Raw genomic sequence first — 21777 nt, 5'->3', positions numbered from 1 at the left:
CCGCCACTGGCTGGTGCGGCGCAATATCTTCTGCTAGCGTGCGCCGCATGGCACAAGCAAAGCGCACCATCAAGAAGTATCCAAACCGGCGTCTCTACGACACGGAGATCTCCAGCTACATCACGCTGGAAGAGGTCCGCCAGCTGGTCCTGGACAACGAGGACTTCGAGGTCCGCGACGCCAAGACCGGCGAGGACCTGACCCGTTCGGTGCTGTTGCAGATCATCTCCGAGCATGAGGACAAGGGGCAGCCGATGCTGTCGCCGCAGCTGCTCAGCCAGATCATCCGCTTCTACGGCGACTCGCTGCAGGGCTTCATGGGCCCCTACCTGGAGCGCAGCCTGCAGGTCTTCCTCGACCAGCAGAACCAGTTCCGCAGCCAGCTCAACAGCCTGATGGGGCAAACCCCCTGGAACACGCTGAACGATCTCACCGAACGCAACCTCGCCGCATTCCAGGCGCTGCAGCGGGGGCTGATGGACACCGCCGCCAAGGTCATGCCCACCCCGGCGGCGCCCAGCCGCAGCGGCAAGAAATCCGGCTGAGGCACCTGACTCCCACGGCGCGCTTCGGCGCGCCGTTCGTTTGCACCCCATTCTGGTCGCTGCAGCACAGCACGTGCTGCCATGCGGCATGGCACACCGATGACCCCGAACATGACTCGCACCAACCCTTCTTCACGCCTCGCCCTGGTCACCGGCGGCATCGGCGGCCTCGGCACGGAAATCTGCCGTCAGCTGGCCCGCGCCGGGCGCAAGGTGATCGCGCTGGACCTGGCTTCGCGCGCGGAGCGCGTGGCCGCGTTCCACGATGAGCTCGCCGACTTCGGCGGCGCCATCGCGTTCGAGCCGGTCGACGTCAGCGACTTCGACGGCTGCCGACAACTGGTCGAACGGGTCGAACAGCAGCACGGCGGCATCGACATCCTGGTCAACGCCGCCGGCATCACCCGCGACGCCAGTCTGCGCAAGATGACCCCGCAGCAGTGGCACGAGCTGCTGCAGGTGAACCTGGACGGCGTGTTCAACATGTGCCGCCAAGTGGTCGAGGGCATGACCGCGCGCGGCTTCGGCCGCATCGTCAACATCAGCTCGGTGAATGGCCAGACCGGCCAGTTCGGCCAGACCAACTATTCCGCCGCCAAGGCCGGCGTACACGGCTTCAGCATGGCGCTGGCGCGCGAGACCGCGCGCAAGGGCGTCACCGTCAACACCGTCTCGCCCGGCTACTGCGACACCCCGATGGTGGCCGCGGTACCGGACGAGATCCGCGCGCAGATCATTGCCGCCATTCCGGTCGGCCGCCTCGGCTCGCCCGCCGACATCGCCCGCGCCGTGGCCTTCCTCGCCGCCGACGACGCCGGCTACATCACCGGCGCCAACCTGCCGGTGAACGGCGGCTACTTCATGAGCTTCTGAGCCGGCCGGTCGGAACCCGCGCCGCCACGCCGCCGGCCGCCGCCAACGTCGACCGGCTGCATTGACGCGGACCGGCCTTGGCCGTAATTTCCTGCGATCCGGTTGCCGTCCTGGGGGGACTTCTCGCATACCGGACCGCAAGACGCACCCAGCGGGTGCGTCTTTCCAATCATGAGGAGGGGAAACACAGATGATGCACAAACCACTCGCCGCGGCGCTGCTGGGCGCCTTCGGCCTGGCCGCCATGTCCGACGCCGGCGCCGCCACGCATACCCGCGTCCAGGCCCAATCCATGGGCCAGATCGCGCCTGCCGCCTTGGCCAGCCGCATCGGCCTGGAAGCCGACGCCTCGTTGTCGCCGCGCCTGCAGGCGCGGACCGCCCACGGGACCTTCAAGACCCGCGAGCAACAGACTTTCCGCGGCGTACCCGTGTACGGCCGCCAGGTCGTGGTGGAACGCGACGGCAGCGGCAGCGTGCTCGGCGTCAGCGGCGAAATTTCTCGCGGTATCAGCCACGACGTCGCGTCGGTCGCCCCCGCCATCAATGGTGCCCGCGCCACCGCCCTGCTGCGCGAACACGCCGGCCTGCTGCCGCTTGGCATCGGCGTCAACGGCATCCAGGACAGCGACATCCAGAACGCGAAGAACGATCTGTACGTCTATGCCGAGGGCAACCGCGCCCGCCTTGCCTACCTCAGCTCGTTCTTCGTCGACCGCGGCAACGGCCCGACGCGCCCGATGGCGATCATCGACGCCAACACCGGCGAAGTGATCCAGGCCTGGGAAGGCCTCACCACCAAGGGCAAGCCGGGCGGCGGCACCGTCACCGGCACGCCCGCGCTCGCCACCGGCGCCGGCGGCAACCTGAAGACCGGCCAGTATTTCTACGGCACCAACTACGCCTCGCTCGCGGTCACCCAGTCCGGTTCCACCTGCTACATGCAGAACACGAACGTGAAGACCAACAACATGGCCGGCAGCACGCGCACGGGTACGTTGTGGAGCTTCATCTGCCCGAACAGCAGCGGCGACGGCGTGAACGGCGCCTATTCGCCGATCAACGATGCGCACCATTTCGGCGGCGTCGTGCACGACATGTACAACACCTGGCTCGGCGCGCCGCCGCTGACCTTCTCGCTGGTGATGAACGTGCATTACGGCCGCAACTACGAGAACGCGTTCTGGAACGGCTCGTCGATGAACTTCGGTGACGGCGCCAGCTACTTCTATCCGCTGACCTCGCTGGACGTGACCAGCCATGAAGTCAGCCACGGCTTCACCGAGCAGCACTCCAACCTGCAGTACTCCGGCCAGTCCGGCGGCATCAACGAGGCGTTCTCGGACATGGCCGGCGAAGCGGCCGAGTTCTATGACCGCGGCGGCAACGACTGGCTGGTCGGCGCCGACATCATGAAGACCGGCACCGCGCTGCGCTGGATGTGCACGCCGACCCAGGACGGCCGCTCGATCGACAACGCCGCCAACTTCACCAGCTCCATGGACGTGCATTATTCCAGCGGCGTCTACAACAAGGCGTTCTGCACGCTGGCGAAGACCACCAACTGGAATACGAAAAAAGCCTTCGAGGTGTTTGCGCGCGCCAATGCGATGTACTGGACGGCCACCTCCACGTTCAACTCCGGTGCCTGCGGCGTGGAAACCGCGGCAGTCGACTACGCCTACACCCGCAGCGACGTGACGGCGGCGTTCAATGCCGTCGGCGTGACCTGCAAGTAAGCAGCCCGCAAGTGCGTGACCCAAGGGCCGGCCCACCTGGGCCGGCCCTTCTCTTTTGCTGCAGCCTCCATGCGGGATCCGCCCGGCGCAGCCCACTCCCCATGGCGCTCCTTTGACACGGAACGGCCTGCCCGGGATTGCAGTCCCGCGGCGCTTGCGGAACAGTGTGCGGACTCCTTCTACGGATCGCAGCATGGCGCAGCAACCCATCACCCTCATCGGCGGCGGCCTGGTCGGCACCCTGCTGGCGCAGCAGCTGGCGCGGCGCGGTTTCGCGGTCGAGGTGTTCGAGAAACGGCCCGATCCGCGGCGCGCAGGCTTTCTGGGCGGCTGCTCCAGCGCATTCGGCAATCGCTCCCGACATCGCTCTACCTCCGGCATCCCTGCCGTCGCCTGCGCCCGCAGCACTGGCCCATCCATGGGCGGCGGCCGCTCGATCAACCTGGCGCTGGCCGAGCGCGGCCTGCAGGCGCTGCGTACGGCGGGGTTGGCCGACGACGTGCTGCAGCGGGCGGTGATGATGCGCGGGCGCATGGTGCACGACCGCGACGGCCGCAGCGCGCTGCAGCGCTACGGCGTGGACGACAGCGAGGTGATCTGGTCGGTCTCGCGCGGCGCGCTGAACATGCTGCTGCTGGACGCGGCCGAGACCGCCGGCGTGCGCTTCCACTTCGGCCAGTCGCTGACCGGCGCCGATTTCGGGCAGCAGCGCATCCGGCTCGCCGACGAAGCTGGCACGGAACGCGAACGGGACGCTGGCCTGCTGATCGGCGCCGACGGCGCCGGCTCCGCGCTGCGCGCGGCGATGAACGCACATGCGCCGCTGGGCGAACGCATCGAATCGCTCGGCCACGGCTACAAGGAGCTGGAGATCCCGCCGGCCGGCGAGTTGCCGGCGGCGCTGCAGCAGCAGGGCAGCGGCCGCGAGCAGTTCGCGCTGGAGCCGCACGCGCTGCACATCTGGCCGCGTGGCGGCTACATGTGCATCGCGCTGCCGAATGCCGAAGGCAGCTTCACCGTCACCCTGTTCCTGCCGGCGCAGGGCGCCGCGCCGAGCTTCGCGGCGTTGCCTGACATCGCGGCAGCGCGCACCTTCTTCGCCACCGACTTCCCCGACCTGCTGCCGCTGATCCCGCGCTTCGACGAGGATTTCGACAGCCATCCAGTGGGCACGCTGTCCACGCTGTACCTCGAACGCTGGCACTTGGACGGCCGCGCGCTGCTGATCGGCGACGCCGCGCACGCGATCGTGCCGTTCCACGGCCAGGGCATGAACTGCGGCTTCGAGGACACCGTGGTGCTGGCCGACCTGCTGGCCGCGGCGCCGGACGACAGCGCCGGGGTGTTCGCCGAATTCCAGCGCGTGCGCCAGCCGAACGCCGACGCGATCGCCGCGATGGCGCTGGAGAACTACGTGGAGATGCGCGACTCGGTGGCCGACCCGCGCTACCTGGCCAAGCGCGAACTGGGCAGCGCGCTGGCCGCGCGCATTCCGGGCCATTACATGGCGCGCTACCGGCTGGTGACCTTCACCCATGTGCCCTACGCCTACGCGCTCGAACGCGGCCGTGCGCAGGACCGCTTGCTGGAACAGCTGCTGCGCGATACGCCGAACGCGGCGGCCGTCGACCTCGACGCCGCGGGGCGGCTGTTCCAGGCGAAACTGGAACCGCTGCCGAGACTGCGCCATGGATGAGGCCCTGCTCGAGGCGTTCCGCGCCACCGCCTACCACGTCTGCCTGGACGCCGTGACGTGGGCGACGATCCGCGTAGACCTGCCGTTGCCGGCCCAACTCGCTGACGCGGTCGGTTCGCGCCCGTGGGCTTTCATCACGGCATGGAATCCGCAGGCGCGCCGACGCCCGCCGGCGGAGAACCTCGTCGCCCAGCGCGAACTGCTGGCCGCGCTGCAGGAGCAGCCCGGCGTCGACGTCCGCCCGGCCATCGGGGTGGGCACCTCCGGCTGGAGTGAACCCAGCCTGTTCGCCATCGGGGCGGACGCCCGCACCCTGGACCGGCTGGCCCGCGCCCATGGGCAATTGGCCTACGTGCATGGCGAAGCCAGTGGCGCCGCCCTGCTGCGGCTGCTGGACTGACCCGCACAGCGGCAGCGCGCCGCATGGACAAGCGCCATCGGCATTGCGGACAATCAAGGTGATGACCGCCGCCGATACCGCCCTGCCCCTGCTCGAAGCACGGGCCTTGAGTTTCTTTCGCCAGGATGAGCCGGTGTTCGCACCGCTGGATTTCCGTCTGCATGCGGGCGAGCTGGCCCTGGTCGAAGGCGACAACGGCAGCGGCAAGACCACCCTGCTGCGCATGCTGGCGGGGTTGCTGCACATCACCGCCGGCGAGCTGCACTGGCACGGCGAGCCGATGCAGCGCGACCGCTGCGCCGGCGAGATCCTGTTCCTCGGCCACCAGCTCGGCCTCAAGGCCGATCTCAGCCCACGGGAAAACCTGCGCATCGCCGCCGGCCTGCACGGGGTGCGCGATGATGGGACCAGCGCGGCCTCGGTACTGGCGCGAATCGGCCTGCGCGGCTACGAGGACGAACCGGTGCGCCGGCTGTCCGCCGGCCAGAAGAAGCGCGCCGCACTGGCGCGCCTGCTGCTGCTGCCGGCCAGCCTGTGGCTGCTCGACGAGCCGTACGCAAACCTTGACCGCATCGGCATCGCGCTGGTGAACGAATTACTGGAAAGCCACACCGACACCGGTGGCGCGGCGATGGTCACCAGCCACGGCACGGTGAGCTTCCACGGCGGCGAACCGCGACGGATCCGCATGCATGATTAACGCCGGGAATTCCATGCGTGGACGCCCTCCCCTGTTTGCCCCAAAGGGACTTCCTTCGGGACAAGCAGGGGGAGGAGTACAGCCATGAACCGCCCCAGCCTCGCCAGCGCCTGCGCCGCCATGCTGCGGCGCGACCTCACGCTCGCCTGGCGCCGGCGCGGCGACATCGCCATGCCGGTGCTGTACGCGCTGATCGTGACCATGCTGTTCCCGTTCGCGCTGGGGCCGGAGGACACCCTGCTGCAGCGGATCGCCGGCGGCGTGGTGCTGGTCACCGTGCTGCTGGCGATGCTGCTGGCACTGGACGCGATGTTCGCCAGCGACATCGAGGATGGCTCGCTGGAACAGCTGGTGCTGGCGCCGCAGCCGCTGGCGCTGCTGCTGGGCATGAAGATCCTCGCCCACTGGCTCGCCACCGCGCTGCCGCTGATCGTGATCGCACCGCTGATGGCCGCGATGCTGCACCTGCCCGGCGCGGTGATCCCGGTGCTGCTGCTGGCGCTGGCGCTGGCCACGCCGCTGCTCAGCCTGCTCGGCGCAGTACTGGTGGCGCTGACGGCCGGCACCCGGCGCTCTGGTATGCTGCTCGCCTTGATGTTGCTGCCGCTCTGCGTGCCAACCGTGATCTTCGCCGCCGGCGCCGTGGCTGCCGCCCAGCAGGGCTTGCCGTGGTTCGCGCCGGTCGCCTGGCTCGCGGCCGCGCTGGTGCTGGTCGTGGTGCTGGCGCCACTGGCCTGCGCAGCGGCCCTTCGCATTGCCCTGGACGCATAACGTTTATGTCTGACTGGATTCCGCTCTGGTTGCACAAGCTCGGCTCGCCGCCGACGTTCTACCGCTTCGCCGGCGCGCTGCAGCCGTGGGCGATGGCGTTGGCGCTGCTGCTCGGCGCGATCGGGCTGTATGGCGGGCTGGTGCTGGCGCCGACCGACTACCAGCAGGGCGATGCCTACCGGATCATCTTCATCCACGTGCCCAGCGCGTGGATGAGCATGTTCATCTACGGGGTGATGGGCGTGGCCTCGTTCATCGCGCTGGTGTGGCGGATCAAGCTGGCCGAGGTGGTGGCGATGGAGTCGGCGCCGATCGGCGCAGCGTTCACCTTCATCACCCTGGTCACCGGCTCGCTGTGGGGCAAGCCGATGTGGGGCACCTGGTGGACCTGGGACGCGCGGCTCACTTCCGAGCTGGTGCTGCTGTTCCTGTTCCTGGGCGTGATCGGGCTGTACCACGCGTTCGAGGATCGCCGCCAGGGCGCGCGCGCCGCCGCTTTCTTGGCCATCATCGGCATCATCAACGTGCCGATCGTGCATTTCTCGGTGAACTGGTGGAATACCCTGCACCAGGGCAGCACGGTCAATCTGTTCGGCCAGTCGAAGATCTCCGCGGACATGCTGTGGCCGATGCTGACCATAACCCTGGCGACCAAGTTCTACTACCTCGCCAGCCTGTTCAGTCGCGCACGCACCGACCTGCTGGCGCTGGAAGGCGGCAAGGACTGGGTGCGCAAGATCGCCGAAGACGAGGCCCGTCGATGAACGCCCTGCAGCACCTTCTAGCGATGGGCGGTTACGCCGCCTACGTGTGGCCGGCCTACGCGCTGTTCTTCGCCGTGCTGCTCGCCGACACCCTGGCGCCGCGCCTGCGTCGCCGCCGCGTGCTGGCGGAACTTCGTGTCCGCCTGGCGCGTCAGAGCGCGCGACAGGAACGCAAACCCCTTTCCACTCCACCATCTCCCTGAGCGGGGCGATCGACCACCATGCCCATGAACCCCACCCGCAAGCGCCGACTCACTATCGTGCTGGCCATCCTCGCCGCGGCGGCCGTCGCGGCCGTGCTGGTCGTGCTGGCGTTGCAGAACAACATGAACTACCTGCTCACCCCGAGCCAGGTGCAGTCGGGCGAGGCGGCCAGCTACAACACGTTCCGGCTCGGCGGCATGGTCAAGGCCGGCTCGATCCAGCGCTCCAGCGATTCGCTCAAGGTCACCTTCACCGTGGTCGACGCCGGCGGCACGATGCCGGTGGAGTACACCGGCATCCTGCCCGACCTGTTCCGCGACAACCAGTCGGTGATCGCCACCGGCCACATGGACGGCGCCCGCTTCGTCGCCACCGAAGTGCTGGCCAAGCATGACGAGACCTACATGCCGAAGGAACTCAAGGACGCCATGGCGAAGGCGCATGGACAGAAGGGAATCGAGAATCGGAAATAGGGCATCGGAACTCCTCAGGCCGCCCCTTCCCTACCGCGCCGTCGCACATGACGCCATGCTTCTGACGAATCCCGAATCCCGTATCCCGAATCCCGGCACCCAACCATGACCCCCGAACTCGGCCAACTCGCGTTGATCCTCGCCCTGCTGCTGGCACTGGCGCAGAGCATCCTGCCCTTGATCGGCGCGTGGCGCGGCAACCGCGCGCTGATGGCGGTGGCGCGCCCGGCGGCGGCCGGCCAGGCGGTGTTCGTCGCCATGGCATTCGGCATCCTGGCCTGGGCGTTCCTGCACTTCGACTTCTCGGTGCAGTACGTGGCCGACAACTCGAATCTGGCGCTGCCGTGGTACTACCGCATCGCCGCGGTATGGGGCGCGCACGAGGGTTCGCTGCTGCTGTGGATCCTGATCCTCAACTTGTGGACGGTGGCGCTGGCCGCGTTCAGCCAGAAGCTGCCCGAGGTGTTCGCCTCGCGCGTACTCGCCGTGATGGGACTGATCGCGGTGGGCTTCCTCGCCTTCATCATCTTCACTTCCAACCCGTTCGGCCGGCTGCTGCCGATGCCGGGCGACGGCGCGGACCTGAACCCGGTGCTGCAGGACCCGGGCATGACCTTCCATCCGCCGATGCTGTACATGGGCTACGTCGGCTTCTCGGTGGCGTTCGCGTTCTCGATCGCCGCCCTGCTCGGCGGCGAGCTGGAGCAGGCCTGGGTGCGCTGGGCGCGACCGTGGACCAACGTGGCCTGGGCCTTCCTCACCTGCGGCATCGTCGCCGGCAGCTGGTGGGCCTACGCGGAGCTGGGCTGGGGCGGCTGGTGGTTCTGGGACCCGGTGGAGAACGCCAGTTTCATGCCGTGGCTGGTCGGCGTGGCGCTGATCCACGCGCAGGCGGTGACCGAAAAGCGCGGCTCGCTGCGCGCCTGGACCATCCTGCTGTCGATCTTCGCGTTCTCGCTGTCGCTGCTCGGCACCTTCCTGGTGCGCTCGGGCGTGCTCACCTCGGTACATGCGTTCGCCTCCGACCCGCGCCGTGGCGTGTTCATCCTCGCCTTCCTGACCATCGTGGTCGGCGGCTCGCTGCTGGTGTACGCGCTGCGCGCGCCGAAGGTGCTGGGCGGCAAGCCATTCCAGGTGGTCTCGCGCGAAACCGCGCTGCTGACCAGCAACCTGATGTTCGCGGTGGCTGCGGCGATGGTGCTGCTGGGCACGCTGTTCCCGCTGATCGGCGACGCGATGAACCTGGGCCGCATCTCGGTCGGCCCGCCCTACTTCGGCTTCCTGTTCCCGCTGCTGATGCTGCCGGTGGTGCTGTTGCTGCCGTTCGGCCCGTTCCTGCGCTGGGGCAAGGGCGAGGCGTCGGCGCTCAAGAGCCTGCTGCTGCGCGTGGCCATTGCCGCGCTGGCCTGCGCCATCATCGCGGCCTTCCTGGTCGACGGCAACCTGAAGGCGATCGTCGGCGTGGCCGCCGGCGTGTGGGTCGTGGTCGGCGTGCTGCTCTATGCGTACAAGCGCTGGCGTGAAATGCCGCGCGGCCGGCGCTACCCGACCGAGATGGCCGGCATGCTGATGGCGCACCTGGGCGTTGGCGTGTTCGTGGTCGGCGTGCTGCTGTCCGAGTCGCTCAGCGTGACCCGCGACGTACGCATGGCGCCGGGCGAGAGCCAGCGCATCGGCAGCTACGAGTTCCGCTTCGACGGCGTGCACCACACCACCGGGCCGAACTGGACCGCCGACCAGGGCGCGGTCACCGTGACCCGCGGCGAGAAACGGATCGCGGTGATGCACCCGCAGAAGCGCACCTATCCGCGCGGCCAGGTGCAGACCGAATCCGCCGTGGACGCCGGCGTTACCCGCGACCTGTACGTGGCGCTGGGCGAGCCGATGGACGCGAACGACATCGAGGGCGCCTGGGCACTGCGGCTGTACTACAAGCCGTTCATCCGCTGGATCTGGGCCGGTGGCCTGTTGATGATGCTGGGCGGCCTGGTCTGCGCCGCCGACAAGCGTTTCCGCCTCAAGCGCAGCGCCACCGTCGGTGCCCCGGCGACCGACGGCCTGCTGCCGCAGGAGACGCGCGCATGAGCCGGCTGCTGCCGTTCATCGGCTTCATGCTGCTGGTGGGCCTGTTCGGCTTCGGCATCTGGTGGAACACCCAGCACGACCCGAACGCGATCCCGACGCCGCTGCTGAACAAGCCGGCGCCCGAGTTCAACCTGCCCAAGCTGTACGAGCCCGCGCAGACGGTCAGCAAGGCCGACCTGCTGGGCCGGCCTTACCTGCTCAACGTGTTCGCCAGCTGGTGCATCGAATGCGGCGTGGAGCATCCGGTCCTGACCGCCGAGGGCCCGACCCTGGGCGTGGAGCTGGTCGGCTACAACTACAAGGATGCGCCCGACGACGCCAAGGGCTGGCTGGCGAAACACGGCAACCCGTATAACCTGCTGATCGCCGACGAACCCGGCCACACCGCGATCGACTTCGGCGTGTACGGCGCGCCGGAAAGCTTCCTGATCGACGCGAAGGGCGTGATCCGCTACAAGCACATCGGCCCGCTGACACCCGAGGTGATGGCGAAGGAGCTGAAGCCGGCGATCGCGGCGATGCTGAAGGAGGCGCCGTGAAGTCGGGATTCGGGATTTGGGATTCGGGATTCGCAAAAGCAAAGGCATCGCCCGCAAGCGGGCTCCTACGCATGCTGTTGCTGGTCGTGCTGGCGTTCGCCGGCTTCGCCCACGCCCAGGCGATCGAGCCGATGCCGTTCAAGGATCATGTGCAGGAGCTGCGCTTCCAGCACCTCACGCACCAGTTGCGCTGCCCGATGTGCCAGAACGAGACGCTGGCCGATTCCAACGCGCCGATCGCGCGCGACCTGCGCAACCAGATCTTCCAGATGATGCAGCAGGGCAGGAGCGACGAGCAGATCAAGCAGTACCTGGTCGCGCGCTACTCCAGCTTCGTGCTGTACGACCCGCCGCTGAGCTCGCGCACCTGGCTGCTCTGGTTCGGCCCGCTGCTGATCCTGCTCGGCGGCGCCGGCGTGGTACTGGCGGTGATCCGCAAACGCAGCCGTGCCGGCGCCACCGCCGGCACGGCGACCGCGGCCGACGATCGGCCGATCGACAACGGGGACGACTGGTGAAGACCGCTTTCGTGATTGCCGCCGCCGTGATGGTTGCGGTGGCGCTGGCCGTGCTGTTGCTGCCGCTGCTGCGCCAGGGGCGCAAGCTGGGCCGGCCGCGCGGCGTGTTCGCCGTCGCCCTGCTGATCGCGCTGGTGCTGCCGCTGGGCACCGGCGCGCTGTATCTGCTGGTGGGCACGCCGGCCGCGCTGAACGGGGCGACCGCCGCGGCCGCTGCGCCGATCAGCATGCAGCAGGCGCTCACCGAACTGCGCGCGCACCTCAAGCAGCAGCCGGACGACCTGCAGGGCTGGATGCTGCTGGCGCAGACCAGCAGCATGCTGCGCCAGCCGGCCGAGGCGCGCGACGCATTCGACCAGGTGCTGCGGCTAGCCCCGAACGACGCCGAGGCGATGGTCGGCTGGGCCGAGAACGACTCCATGATGCGCAGCGACCACTCGATCGAAGGCCGGGGCCTGGAGCTGCTCAAGCGCGCCGTGCAGCTGCACCCGGACAGCCAGCGCGGCCTGTGGCTGCTCGGCATCGGCGATTTCCAGCGCGGCGCCTACCGCGAGGCCGCCGCCACCTGGCGCCTGCTGCAGCCGCAACTGGAGCCGGGCTCGAACGTGGCCAAGGCGGTCGCCGAGCAGATCGCCGTGGCTGACGCCCGTGCCGGCGGCGCCCCGGCCGATGCGTCGTCGAGCGCCGCCGCTGCTACCCAGCAAGGCGCCGCACTGCAGGTGCAGGTGGCGCTGGCCCCCGCGCTGAAGGACAAGCTTGCCCCCGGCGACGCATTGTTCGTCTATGCCCGCGCCGAGAACGGCCCGCCGATGCCGCTGGCCGTGGCCAAACTCGACCCCGCGCAGCTGCCCGTCACCGTCACCCTCACCGACGCGATGGCGATGACGCCGGCGTACCGGCTGTCCTCGGTCGAACGCGTCTTCGTCGGCGCGCGGATCAGCCACAGCAGCCAGCCGGCCGCCCAGCCCGGAGACCTGGAAGGCGACGCCGGTGTGGTCGCGGTGGACAGCAAGGCGCCGGTCAAGATCAGCATCGACCAGGTGCACTGACCATGGGCGACGCGCGCCGCTATTTCGCCCTGCCTTCGCCGTTTGCGATGAAGCGTGGTGGCGCCCTGCATGGCGCGCACGTCGCCTACGAGACCTGGGGCACGCTGAACGCGGCGCGCGACAACGCGGTGCTGGTGCTCACCGGCCTGTCGCCCAGCGCGCACATGGCATCGTGCGAAGAAGACCCGTCACCGGGCTGGTGGGAGGGCATGGCCGGCCCCGGCAAGGCCATCGACACCACCCGCTGGTTCGTGATCTGCGTGAATTCGCTGGGCAGCGACAAGGGTTCGACCTGTCCCGCCTCGACCGACCCGGCCACCGGCGAAGCGTACCGCCTCAGCTTTCCCGAACTTGCGCTGGAAGACGTGGCGAACGCCGCGCACGGCGTGGTCGCCAGCCTCGGCATCACGCGGCTGGCCTGCCTGATCGGCTGCTCGATGGGCGGCATGAGCGCGCTGGCCTACATGCTGTTGCACCCCGGCAGCGCACGCGCGCACATCAGCGTGGACACCGCGCCGCAGGCGCAGCCGTTCGCCATCGCAATCCGCTCGCTGCAGCGCGAGGCGATCCGGCTCGACCCGCAGTTCGACGACGGCAACTACGACATCCATGTGGAGGAAGGCGGCCGCTATCCCGAGCTCGGCATGAGCATCGCGCGCAAGCTCGGCGTGATCACCTACCGCTCGGCGATGGAATGGAACGGCCGCTTCGCGCGCATCCGGCTCGACCCCGAGCAGCGCGAGGACGAGCCGTTCGGCCGCGAATTCCAGGTCGAGTCCTACCTGGAGGGCCATGCCCGCCGCTTCGTGCGCCACTTCGACCCGAACAGCTACCTGTACCTGTCGCGCGCCAGCGACTGGTTCGACGTCGCCGAGTACGGCCGCGGCAGCGTACTGGAAGGACTCAAGCGCATCTGCATCGAACAGGCCATGGTGATCGGCGTCAGCACCGACATCCTGTTCCCGCTGCAGCAGCAGGAGCAGATCGCCGAGGGGCTGGAAGCGGCCGGCGCCAGGGTGGAGTTCGTGGCGCTGGATTCGCCGCAGGGCCACGACGCCTTCCTGGTCGACATCGACAACTACAGCCGCGCCATCGGCGGCTTCCTGAACCGGCTGCCGGCCTGCTGATCCCTGCGCTGATACTATCCACCCTCACGCACCGGACCGAGACCGTCATGCTCACCCTGGATTTCCCCGGTAGCCGCCTCCTGATCGACGCCATCGACGCCGCCGTGATCAAGCCGACCACCCACGAGCTCACCGACAGCCTGCGCCACAGCCTGTGCAAGCTGATCCGTGACAACGCGGTCACCCTGCCCGAGTGCGTGTTCGAGGCGAACGCCGACCACTACGCCCGCCGCGAGCTGTACTGCAGCGAGGAACACGGCTACTGCGTGGTAGCGATGACCTGGGGCCCGGGCCAGGGCACGCCGATCCACGACCACGACGGCATGTGGTGCGTCGAGGGCGTGTGGAACGGCGCGCTGGAGATCGTGCAGTACGAGCTGATCGAGCACGATGCGCAGCGCTACTGCTTCCAGCCGGTCGGCTCGATCCAGGCCGGCGCCGGCTCGGCCGGCAGCCTGATCCCGCCGCACGAGTACCACAGCATCCGCAACCCCAGCGACAGCGCGGTCACCGTCAGCCTGCACGTCTACTCCGGCCCGATGACCCGCTGCTCGGTGTTCCAGCCGCTGCCGGAGGACCGCTGGTACGGCCGCAACGTACGCCAGCTGGGCCTCGACCGCGTGCACTGAACCCGGCATAATTGCCCGCTCGCACATGCCGGTGTGGCGGAATGGTAGACGCGGCGGACTCAAAATCCGCTTGTGGTGACACAGTGGAGGTTCGAGTCCTCTCACCGGTACCAGGTATCGAAGAACCCCGCCCCGCGCGGGGTTTTTCATGCTTGGAGACCTCGAACAGGCTCTTACAGCTCGCGCACCACGCGGAACCCCACGCGGCCGCTGCGCAGTTCGACGTCGGCGCCCTGGCGGTAGGCCGAGTCCACCTGCTCCGGCGAGCTACCCCATGAGCCGCCGCGCACCACGTGGGAGCGGCAGCCGGGGTTGACCCAGGCACTGCCGTCGTCTGGTGCGCGGATGTAGTTGTCGTGCCAACAGTCCAGCGCCCACTCCGAGACGTTGCCGTTGATGTCGTACAGGCCGAACGGGTTGGCGGCGAAGCTCATCACCGGCGCCGGGCCCCAGTAGCCGTCACGGTAGTTGCGAAAAGCATGGCTCCAGCGGCGGCTGCTGCGCGAGCGGTCCCCGGAACCGGTCAGGTTCTCCACCACGTGCTTCGGCGCGTCGTCGCCCCACCAGTAGCGGCTGCTGGTGCCGCCGCGCAGGGCGTACTCGAATTCGGCCTCGCTGGGCAGCCGATAGGTTCTGCCGGTGCGCTGGCTGAGCCAGTCGGCATACGCCTTGGCGTCGTTCCAGGAGACGTTCACCACCGGCAGGTTGTCGTCGGCCTTGCGGCCGGCGTAGTCGTCCTGCCAGGTGGCCGAGCTGTCATCGCGCAGGGCACCGCTGCGCTCGTCGTACACGCTGGCGCCGCCCAGCTTGACCGAGTCGGGCACGTAGTTGCTGGCGCGCACGAACTCGCGGAACTGCGCCACGGTCACCGCACTGCGCGCCATCGCAAAGCCCTTGGCGATGGTGACCGTATGCTGCGGCTGTGCGGCGCCGCCGTGGTCGTCGTCGGCGGAGGCACCCATGCGGAAGCTGCCGGTGGGGATCACCACCATTGCCGGCGTCTTGCCCGGCAGGTCGACGTAGCGGTCGGTGAATACCTGGCCAGGCTTGTAGCTGGCGTACAGGCGCGCGTTGGTCAGCTGCTCGTCGAACGCCGCCAGCGCCGCCAGGTGCGGGGCGATCGCGCGCACCTGCACCGCCAGCTTCGTCGCCAGTTCGAGATTGCCGGCATCCAGGGCCGAATGCGCCTGCGCCAGCATGCCGTTGGCGCGCTGCTCGCGCATGTCGTCCACGCGCCTGTGCACGTCGATCATCTGCTGCGAGCCGGGGCGAATCGCCTGCGCCGCGGCCAGCTCGCGGTCGGCCCCGGCGAAATCGTTCTGCGCTACCGCCGCCAGCGCGCGGTCGAGCACCGCCCGCTGCACCTGGAAGATGCCCTGCTCGGCCACCGCGTTCTCCGGGTCGAGCTTCTGCACCTCGCGGTACATTTCCAGCGCATTGCCCCCCGCGGGCCGGTCGGCGTTGCCCTGCCGCAGCAGGCCGGCGGCATCGGCCAGCATCGGCCGCACCTGCTCCAGCACTTTCAGGCTCGCCTCCAGTTGCGCCACTTCCTTCTCGGCGTTCGGCAGCGTGCGCAGGGCGTCGAGCAGGTCCTGCGCCGCGTCGGCGTCGCCCACCGCGATGTCCTGGTCGATCTCCGCCACCAGCCGCGCGCGCACGTCGAACATGCCCTGCGCTGCGCGGCGGCTGTCCGGCTTGTCCTTCAGCGCCTGCTGGAACAACGCGGCGGCGCTGTCGGCGGCGCCGACCAGCCGGCCGGCATGCAGCGCCCGGGCGGCCTGCTCCAGCAGCGCGCGCACCTCGGGCGGGTCCACGCCCATCTGCTCGGGCAGGTTCGCGTTGCGGCTGCCGCGCGCGGCGATCACCGCCGCCGGCGCCAGCGTCAGCGGCGGCCCGGCATTCAGTTCGCTGATCGCCGACAGCCGTTCCGGCTGCGGGCCGCTGCCCGGCGTGACGGCCCCCAGCGACATCGAGCGGCGCGGTGCCTGTTCGGGGTTGACGTGGAACAGCCGCGGAAAGAAGTGGTACAGCAGCGCGAACCCCAGCACGATCACCCCGAGCGCCCCGCCGAGCGCGCGCTGTCGGCGCAGGGTTGCGTTGTTCGGCATGGATGGGCGTCCTTGGTGCGGCCTGTTATCGTGCGCTGTCCACCATAGGCAGAAACCGCCGGCAGGGCAATCCGCACCGAACCGTCCAAGGAGTACCGATGTCGCCACCCGAAACCGCTGCCGCCGACTGGATCGTCCACCCCGACGCCCTGCAGGCGTGGCTGGCCACGATACCCATCGGCGCCGCTGTCGGCCTGGACACCGAGTTCATGCGTCGCAACACGTTCTATCCGCAACTGGCGCTGCTGCAGCTGGGCTGGAACGGCCGTTACGCGCTGGTCGACCCGCTCGCCTTCGACATCGGCGCGGCGCTGCAGCCGCGGCTCGGCAGCGGCGCGGCGGTCACCATCATGCACAGCGCCGGCGAGGATCTGGAAACCCTCGCGCCGCTGCTGCCGGAAGGGCCGGGCCAGCTGTTCGACACGCAGATCGCCGCCGCCTTCGCCGGCATGGGTCTGGGCATCAGCTATCGCGCGCTGGTCGCCGAGCTGGCCGGGGTGGAGCTGGACAAGGGCGAGACCCGTTCGGACTGGCTGCAGCGCCCGCTTACCGACTCGCAGCGCAACTACGCCGCGCTGGACGTGGTGTACCTGAAGACCCTCCACGAACAACTGGCCGAACGCCTGCAGCGACGTGAGCGCAGCGCCTGGCATGCCGAGGACTGCGCGCGCCTGAAGCTGCGCGCCAGCCATCGCGAAGGCGACCCGCAGCCGCAGCGCGCGCTGCGCGGCGCCGCCGACTGGCCGCAAGCACAGCAAGCCCTGCTGCGCCGCCTGTTGCTGTGGCGCGAGCGCAGCGCCCGCCGCCTCGACGTGCCGCGCCCGTGGCTGCTCGACGACGCCCTGGCGCTCAACCTCGCCCAGCAGTCGCCGCGCAGTCTCGGCGATCTCGAACAGCGCAGCCGTGGTCAGCGTGCGCTGCGCTCGGCCCAGCGCGGCGAGCTGTTCGAGCTGCTCGCCGCCACCGTCAGCGACGAGGAAATCGCCGCCACCGCGCGCATTCCCGGCCACCCCCAGGGTGAGGCGAAGAAGGCGCTGGCCGCAATGAAGACGCTGGTCGACCACCTCGCCGGCGAACTCGACCTGCCGCCCGGCCTGCTGTGCCCGCGCAAGGTGCTGGAGGAGTACGTGGTCACCACCGAGTGGCCCGAGTTCCTCGAAGGCTGGCGCCGCGAGGTGCTGCACGAGCGCCTGCCCGCGCTGCTCCCCGGCTGAATCCGCACGCGGGGTCTTGGCGAAGCCCCGTCACGCTGCTAACATTCGCCGCTTGCCGTGGGGCGGTAGCTCAGCTGGGAGAGCGTCGCGTTCGCAATGCGAAGGTCGTGGGTTCGATCCCCATCCGCTCCACCATTCCATGCACGAAGAGCCTCCGGTCTCCGGAGGCTTTTTTGTTGCGCGTCCGCCGTGGCCGACGCCCTCGCCGCCAGCCCGATCACGCTCGAGGTCGATGCACCGGCCAGCCGCTTCACCGCCCGCGCCCCGTGAAAGAAACGCCTGCCGCATTGCTCGACATACTGGTGGCGCTGGGCCGCGCCCGCGAAGAGGACGACCGCTACAGCAGCCAGCAGGCCTGCCGGGGTTTTCCCCGGCTGACCTTCCCCGGCACACCAAGCGCCAAGCCCCGAGCCTTGCGCTCCGGGCAAAAAGCTCGACGCTCCAAGTAGAAAGATTCACGCCCCGAGCAAAAGAGCTCGACGCCCCGAGCAAAAAAGCTCCGTGCTCCAGGCGAAAAGCTCCACGTTCCGCCAGCATCGTAGGGCGGGCGCTGCCCGCCCTACGATGCTGGTGTCCCGATGGTGCATGGCGGGTGGTGCCCGCCCTTCGAGATGCGGGCTTCAGTGCGTGCCGCTGGCCCCCGCCCCGCACAGCTTCTCCATCAGCTCGGCCTGCACGTTGCGGACGGGTTCGCCGGCAGCAGGCGAGAGGCGCAGGTACTCACCGTCGGGCTGCAGCAGCGAGGCGCTGGCGTTGTCGGTGAGGTACAGCTCCAGTGCCTGCCGCACCCGGTGCTGCAGCTTCTTGCCATCGACCGGGAAGGCGGTCTCGACGCGGCGGTCGAGATTGCGTTCCATCAGGTCGGCGCTGGACAGGTATAGCTGCGGCTCGCCGTCGTTGGCGAACCAGTAGGCGCGGCTGTGTTCGAGGAAGCGACCGATGATCGAACGCACCCGGATGTTTTCGGAGACGCCTGCCACACCGGGACGCAGGCAGCAGATGCCGCGCACGATCAGATCCACCTGCACGCCGGCGATGCTGGCCTTGTACAGCGCACGGATGACCTTCGGCTCAGTCAGCGCATTGACCTTGATGAGAATCTGCGCCGGCTTGCCCGCTGCTGCGTGCGCGCTCTCGCGCGCGATCAGTTCCAGCAGGGTTTTCTTCAGCGTGAACGGCGCATGCAGCAGCTTCTTCATGTGCAGCACCTTGCCCATGCCGGTGAGCTGGCTGAACAGCTTGTGCACGTCCTCGCACAGCGCCTCGTCGGAGGTGAGCAGACTGTAGTCGGTGTACACGCGGGCGTTGCCGGTATGGTAGTTGCCGGTACCGAGGTGGGCGTAGCGCACCAGCTCGCTGCCCTCGCGGCGCTGGACCAGCATCAGCTTGGCGTGCGTCTTGATGCCTACCACGCCGTAGATCACCATGGCGCCGGCCTGCTGCAGGCGCGAGGCGAGCGAGAGGTTGGATTCCTCGTCGAAGCGCGCGCGCAGCTCGACCACCGCGGTCACTTCCTTGCCGGCGCGGGCGGCGTCGACCAGCGCGTCGACGATCTCGGAGTTCGCGTTGGTGCGGTACAGCGTCTGCTTGATCGCCAGCACCTTCGGGTCCGCCGAAGCCTGGCGCAGCAGGTCGACCACCGGCGCGAACGACTCGTACGGATGCAGCAGCAGCACGTCCTGCCTGCCGATCACCTCGAACAGGTCCTCGGCGTGCTGCAGCACCTTCGGCAGCGCCGGCGTGAACGGCGGGTATTGCAGCTTCGGGTAGCTGACGTTGTTGGCGATGCGGAACAGCCTCGCCAGGTTCACCGGGCCGTTCACCTCGTACAGTTCCGACTCGTTGAGGCCAAACTGCTTGAGCAGGTAGTCGGTCAGCTCCTTCGGGCAGTTGTCGGCCACCTCCAGCCGCACCGCGTCGCCGAAGCGGCGCGAGTACAGCTCGCCGCGCAATGCCAGCGCCAGGTCCTCGACGTCCTCCGGGTCCAGCGTGAGGTCGGCGTTGCGGGTCAGCCGGAACTGGTAGCAGCCGAGCACGGCCATGCCGGGGAACAGTTCCTCCGCATGGGCGTGGATGATCGAGGACAGCAGCACATAGTTGTCGCCGCCGCCCTCGCAGATTTCCAGCGGCAGGCGGATCAGCCGCGGCAACACGCGCGGCGCCGGCACGATGGCCAGGCCGGAATCGCGGCCAAACGCGTCCACGCCATCCAGCCGCACGATGAAGTTGAGGCTCTTGTTGACCAGCAGCGGGAACGGATGGGTCGGGTCCAGCCCGATCGGGGTGACCAGCGGCGCCACCTCCTCGCGGAAATAGCGGCGCACCCACAGCTTCTGCTTGTGCGTCCACTGCGTGCGCCGCACGATGCGGATGCCGTGCGTGGCCAGTTCCGGCAGGATGCGCTCGTTGAGGATCGCGTACTGCCGCGCGATCTGCCGGTGTGCGATCTCGCTGATCTCGGCCAGCGCGCGTTTGGGCGGGATGCCGTCCGGCCCGATCATCTCGTGGTCCAGTGCGATCTGCCCTTTCAGCCCGGCCACGCGGATCTCAAAGAACTCGTCCATGTTCGCGGAGAAGATCAGCAGGAACTTCAGCCGTTCCAGCAGCGGCGTGCGCTCGTCCAGCGCCTGGTCCAGCACGCGGATGTTGAACTTGAGCTGCGACAGCTCGCGGTGGATGTACAGGCGGCCGTCGCCGAGGTCCGGGCCGGGCACCGAGGCCGCGGCATCGTTGGCGGCGACGTCGGTTGGCAAAGTTTCGCGAATCAGGCGGCTGGTCATTCGATACACCAGGTTCGGCAAGGGGATGCAGCACCCCATGGTAGCCCGCCACGAGCGGGGCCGGCCGAGCGCGGGGCCTGCGGGTCAGGCCGCGCTCAGCCTGCGGCATTTTCCTTGCCGCAGAATGACACCCGCACTGACCGAACTGGCGGCACATGCGGGCCGGCGGCACATGCGGGCCGGCGGCGGTTTGCCCTATGGTGGCCGCCCCACCGGCCTTCGCGGCCGTGCCGCCCCACCGCCAAACCCACGCCTCATGCAGACCCGCGCCGAGACCATTCCGCTATCCCCTGCCGCCCCCGCGCCACCGACGGCTGCCGTACCGGTCGCGGAGCGCACCCAGTTCGCGGTGCTCGGCGGGATCAGCTTCGCGCACATGCTCAACGACATGATCCAGTCGTTGATCGTGGCGATCTACCCGATCCTGAAGAACGACTTCCAGCTCAGCTTCGCCCAGGTCGGCCTGATCACACTGACCTTCCAGCTCACCGCCTCGCTGCTGCAGCCGCTGGTGGGCATGGTTACCGACCGCCGGCCGATGCCGTACTCGCTGCCGGTGGGCATGGGCTTCACCCTGTGCGGCCTGTTGCTGCTGGCGACGGCGCCGAACTTTCCGGTGCTGCTGCTTGCCGCGGCGCTGGTCGGCACCGGCTCGTCGGTGTTCCACCCCGAATCCTCGCGCGTGGCGCGGATGGCCTCGGGCGGGCGGCACGGCCTGGCGCAGTCGCTGTTCCAGGTCGGCGGCAACACCGGCTCGTCGCTGGGGCCGCTGCTGGCCGCGTGGATCATCGTGCCGCACGGGCGCGGCAGCGTGGCGTGGTTCTCGTTGGCGGCGCTGCTGGCGATCGTGGTGCTGCTGCAGGTGGGGCGCTGGTACAGCCGGCACCATGCGGTGCGCCGCAAGGCCACGGCGGGACGTTTCGAGATCCTCGCGCTGTCGCGCAACCGGATCGTCGGCGCACTGGCGGTGCTCGGGCTGCTGATCTTCTCCAAGTATTTCTACCTGGCCAGCCTCAGCAGTTATTACACCTTCTACCTGATCCACAAGTTCGGCGTGTCGGTGCAGAGCGCGCAGGTACACCTGTTCGTGTTCCTGTTCGCGGTGGCCGCCGGCTCGCTCATCGGCGGCCCGGTCGGCGACCGGATCGGACGCAAGTGGGTGATCTGGGTATCCATCCTCGGCGTGGCCCCGTTCACCCTGCTATTGCCCCACGTGAACCTGCTGTGGACCGGGGTGCTGACGGTGGTCATCGGCCTGGTGCTGGCCTCGGCATTCTCGGCGATCCTGGTCTACGCGCAGGAACTGATCCCCGGCCGCGTCGGCATGATCTCGGGCCTGTTCTTCGGCTTCGCCTTCGGCATGGGCGGCATCGGCGCCGCCGTGCTCGGCGGGCTGGCCGACACGCATGGCATCGAATACGTCTACCGGTTGTGCGCGTACTTGCCGTTGATGGGGTTGATTACGGTGTTTTTGCCGGATATCGAGAAGCGGGTTCGGGCGTAGCTTCGTAGGGCGGGCATCGCCCGCCGGCTCTTCCGATCGTCCCCGCGAAGCGCCGCATGA

At 68.8% G+C, this 21777-nt stretch carries 20 protein-coding genes and 2 tRNA genes; 20 read left to right on the top strand and 2 right to left on the bottom strand.

Annotated features, from left to right (window positions below):
• The first annotated feature begins 47 nt into the window (after positions 1–47).
• The 17 genes from phaR (at position 48) to AC3WTD_RS02835 (ending at position 14224) form a co-directional block, all read left to right on the top strand.
• Positions 48–545, top strand: coding sequence for a polyhydroxyalkanoate synthesis repressor PhaR (phaR, locus tag AC3WTD_RS02915; protein WP_027493883.1), 498 nt, complete (start codon positions 48–50; stop codon positions 543–545).
• A gap of 111 nt (positions 546–656) precedes the next feature.
• Positions 657–1418 (top strand): acetoacetyl-CoA reductase, encoded by a 762-nt coding sequence (gene phbB / locus AC3WTD_RS02910; protein WP_492612861.1) that lies wholly within the window; start codon positions 657–659, stop codon positions 1416–1418.
• Positions 1419–1608: 190 nt separating this feature from the next.
• Entirely contained in the window at positions 1609–3156 is a 1548-nt protein-coding gene (locus AC3WTD_RS02905; RefSeq protein WP_492612860.1) for a M4 family metallopeptidase, read from the top strand.
• Positions 3157–3349: 193 nt separating this feature from the next.
• On the top strand, positions 3350–4852 hold the full coding sequence (locus AC3WTD_RS02900; protein ID WP_492612859.1) for an FAD-dependent oxidoreductase: 1503 nt from the start codon (positions 3350–3352) through the stop codon (positions 4850–4852).
• Complete coding sequence (locus tag AC3WTD_RS02895; RefSeq protein ID WP_492612858.1) at positions 4845–5252, top strand: DUF3293 domain-containing protein; 408 nt, start codon at positions 4845–4847, stop codon at positions 5250–5252. Before AC3WTD_RS02900 ends, AC3WTD_RS02895 begins: the two co-directional genes overlap by 8 nt.
• A 58-nt stretch (positions 5253–5310) precedes the next feature.
• The gene (gene ccmA / locus AC3WTD_RS02890) at positions 5311–5952 is read left to right on the top strand and encodes a cytochrome c biogenesis heme-transporting ATPase CcmA (protein WP_425504507.1); all 642 of its coding nucleotides are present in this window, start codon (positions 5311–5313) and stop codon (positions 5950–5952) included.
• A gap of 84 nt (positions 5953–6036) precedes the next feature.
• A complete protein-coding gene (ccmB, locus tag AC3WTD_RS02885; protein ID WP_027493888.1) occupies positions 6037–6723 on the top strand; it encodes a heme exporter protein CcmB in 687 nt (228 codons plus the stop codon).
• 5 nt (positions 6724–6728) lie between these two features.
• On the top strand, positions 6729–7487 hold the full coding sequence (locus AC3WTD_RS02880; protein WP_492612857.1) for a heme ABC transporter permease: 759 nt from the start codon (positions 6729–6731) through the stop codon (positions 7485–7487).
• A complete protein-coding gene (ccmD, locus tag AC3WTD_RS02875) occupies positions 7484–7690 on the top strand; it encodes a heme exporter protein CcmD (RefSeq protein WP_027493889.1) in 207 nt (68 codons plus the stop codon). Before AC3WTD_RS02880 ends, ccmD begins: the two co-directional genes overlap by 4 nt.
• Positions 7691–7714: 24 nt before the next feature.
• Complete coding sequence (ccmE, locus tag AC3WTD_RS02870) at positions 7715–8164, top strand: cytochrome c maturation protein CcmE (protein ID WP_492612903.1); 450 nt, start codon at positions 7715–7717, stop codon at positions 8162–8164.
• A gap of 105 nt (positions 8165–8269) precedes the next feature.
• Positions 8270–10249 carry a heme lyase CcmF/NrfE family subunit gene (locus AC3WTD_RS02865; RefSeq protein WP_027493891.1) on the top strand — a complete coding sequence of 660 codons (1980 nt, stop codon included), beginning with the start codon at positions 8270–8272 and terminating at the stop codon, positions 10247–10249.
• Complete coding sequence (locus AC3WTD_RS02860) at positions 10246–10788, top strand: DsbE family thiol:disulfide interchange protein (protein WP_027493892.1); 543 nt, start codon at positions 10246–10248, stop codon at positions 10786–10788. Before AC3WTD_RS02865 ends, AC3WTD_RS02860 begins: the two co-directional genes overlap by 4 nt.
• 71 nt (positions 10789–10859) lie before the next feature.
• Positions 10860–11306: a cytochrome c-type biogenesis protein gene (locus AC3WTD_RS02855; protein ID WP_027493893.1), complete on the top strand. Its 447-nt coding sequence runs from the start codon at positions 10860–10862 to the stop codon at positions 11304–11306.
• Positions 11303–12355: a tetratricopeptide repeat protein gene (locus AC3WTD_RS02850; RefSeq protein WP_492612856.1), complete on the top strand. Its 1053-nt coding sequence runs from the start codon at positions 11303–11305 to the stop codon at positions 12353–12355. Before AC3WTD_RS02855 ends, AC3WTD_RS02850 begins: the two co-directional genes overlap by 4 nt.
• 2 nt (positions 12356–12357) lie before the next feature.
• Positions 12358–13482 (top strand): homoserine O-acetyltransferase MetX, encoded by a 1125-nt coding sequence (metX, locus tag AC3WTD_RS02845; RefSeq protein ID WP_492612855.1) that lies wholly within the window; start codon positions 12358–12360, stop codon positions 13480–13482.
• Between the two features lie 47 nt (positions 13483–13529).
• Positions 13530–14111: a cysteine dioxygenase family protein gene (locus AC3WTD_RS02840; protein WP_027493896.1), complete on the top strand. Its 582-nt coding sequence runs from the start codon at positions 13530–13532 to the stop codon at positions 14109–14111.
• A gap of 27 nt (positions 14112–14138) precedes the next feature.
• A tRNA-Leu gene (locus AC3WTD_RS02835) sits at positions 14139–14224 on the top strand.
• A 60-nt stretch (positions 14225–14284) separates the two neighbouring features.
• Here AC3WTD_RS02835 and AC3WTD_RS02830 read toward each other — a convergent pair.
• The gene (locus AC3WTD_RS02830) at positions 14285–16219 is read right to left on the bottom strand and encodes a formylglycine-generating enzyme family protein (RefSeq protein ID WP_027493897.1); all 1935 of its coding nucleotides are present in this window, start codon (positions 16217–16219) and stop codon (positions 14285–14287) included.
• 98 nt (positions 16220–16317) lie between these two features.
• Here AC3WTD_RS02830 and AC3WTD_RS02825 point away from each other — a divergent pair, with 98 nt between their 5' ends.
• Positions 16318–17433 carry a ribonuclease D gene (locus tag AC3WTD_RS02825; protein WP_492612854.1) on the top strand — a complete coding sequence of 372 codons (1116 nt, stop codon included), beginning with the start codon at positions 16318–16320 and terminating at the stop codon, positions 17431–17433.
• A gap of 59 nt (positions 17434–17492) precedes the next feature.
• A tRNA-Ala gene (locus AC3WTD_RS02820) sits at positions 17493–17568 on the top strand.
• 485 nt (positions 17569–18053) lie between these two features.
• Here AC3WTD_RS02820 and ppk1 read toward each other — a convergent pair.
• Entirely contained in the window at positions 18054–20213 is a 2160-nt protein-coding gene (gene ppk1 / locus AC3WTD_RS02815; RefSeq protein ID WP_027493899.1) for a polyphosphate kinase 1, read from the bottom strand.
• Between the two features lie 256 nt (positions 20214–20469).
• Here ppk1 and AC3WTD_RS02810 point away from each other — a divergent pair, with 256 nt between their 5' ends.
• Positions 20470–21717: an MFS transporter gene (locus tag AC3WTD_RS02810; RefSeq protein ID WP_492612853.1), complete on the top strand. Its 1248-nt coding sequence runs from the start codon at positions 20470–20472 to the stop codon at positions 21715–21717.
• The last annotated feature ends 60 nt before the right edge of the window (positions 21718–21777 follow it).

Source organism: Rhodanobacter sp. FW106-PBR-R2A-1-15 (assembly GCF_058789735.1).
This window is presented reverse-complemented; position numbering and strand designations above follow the sequence as displayed.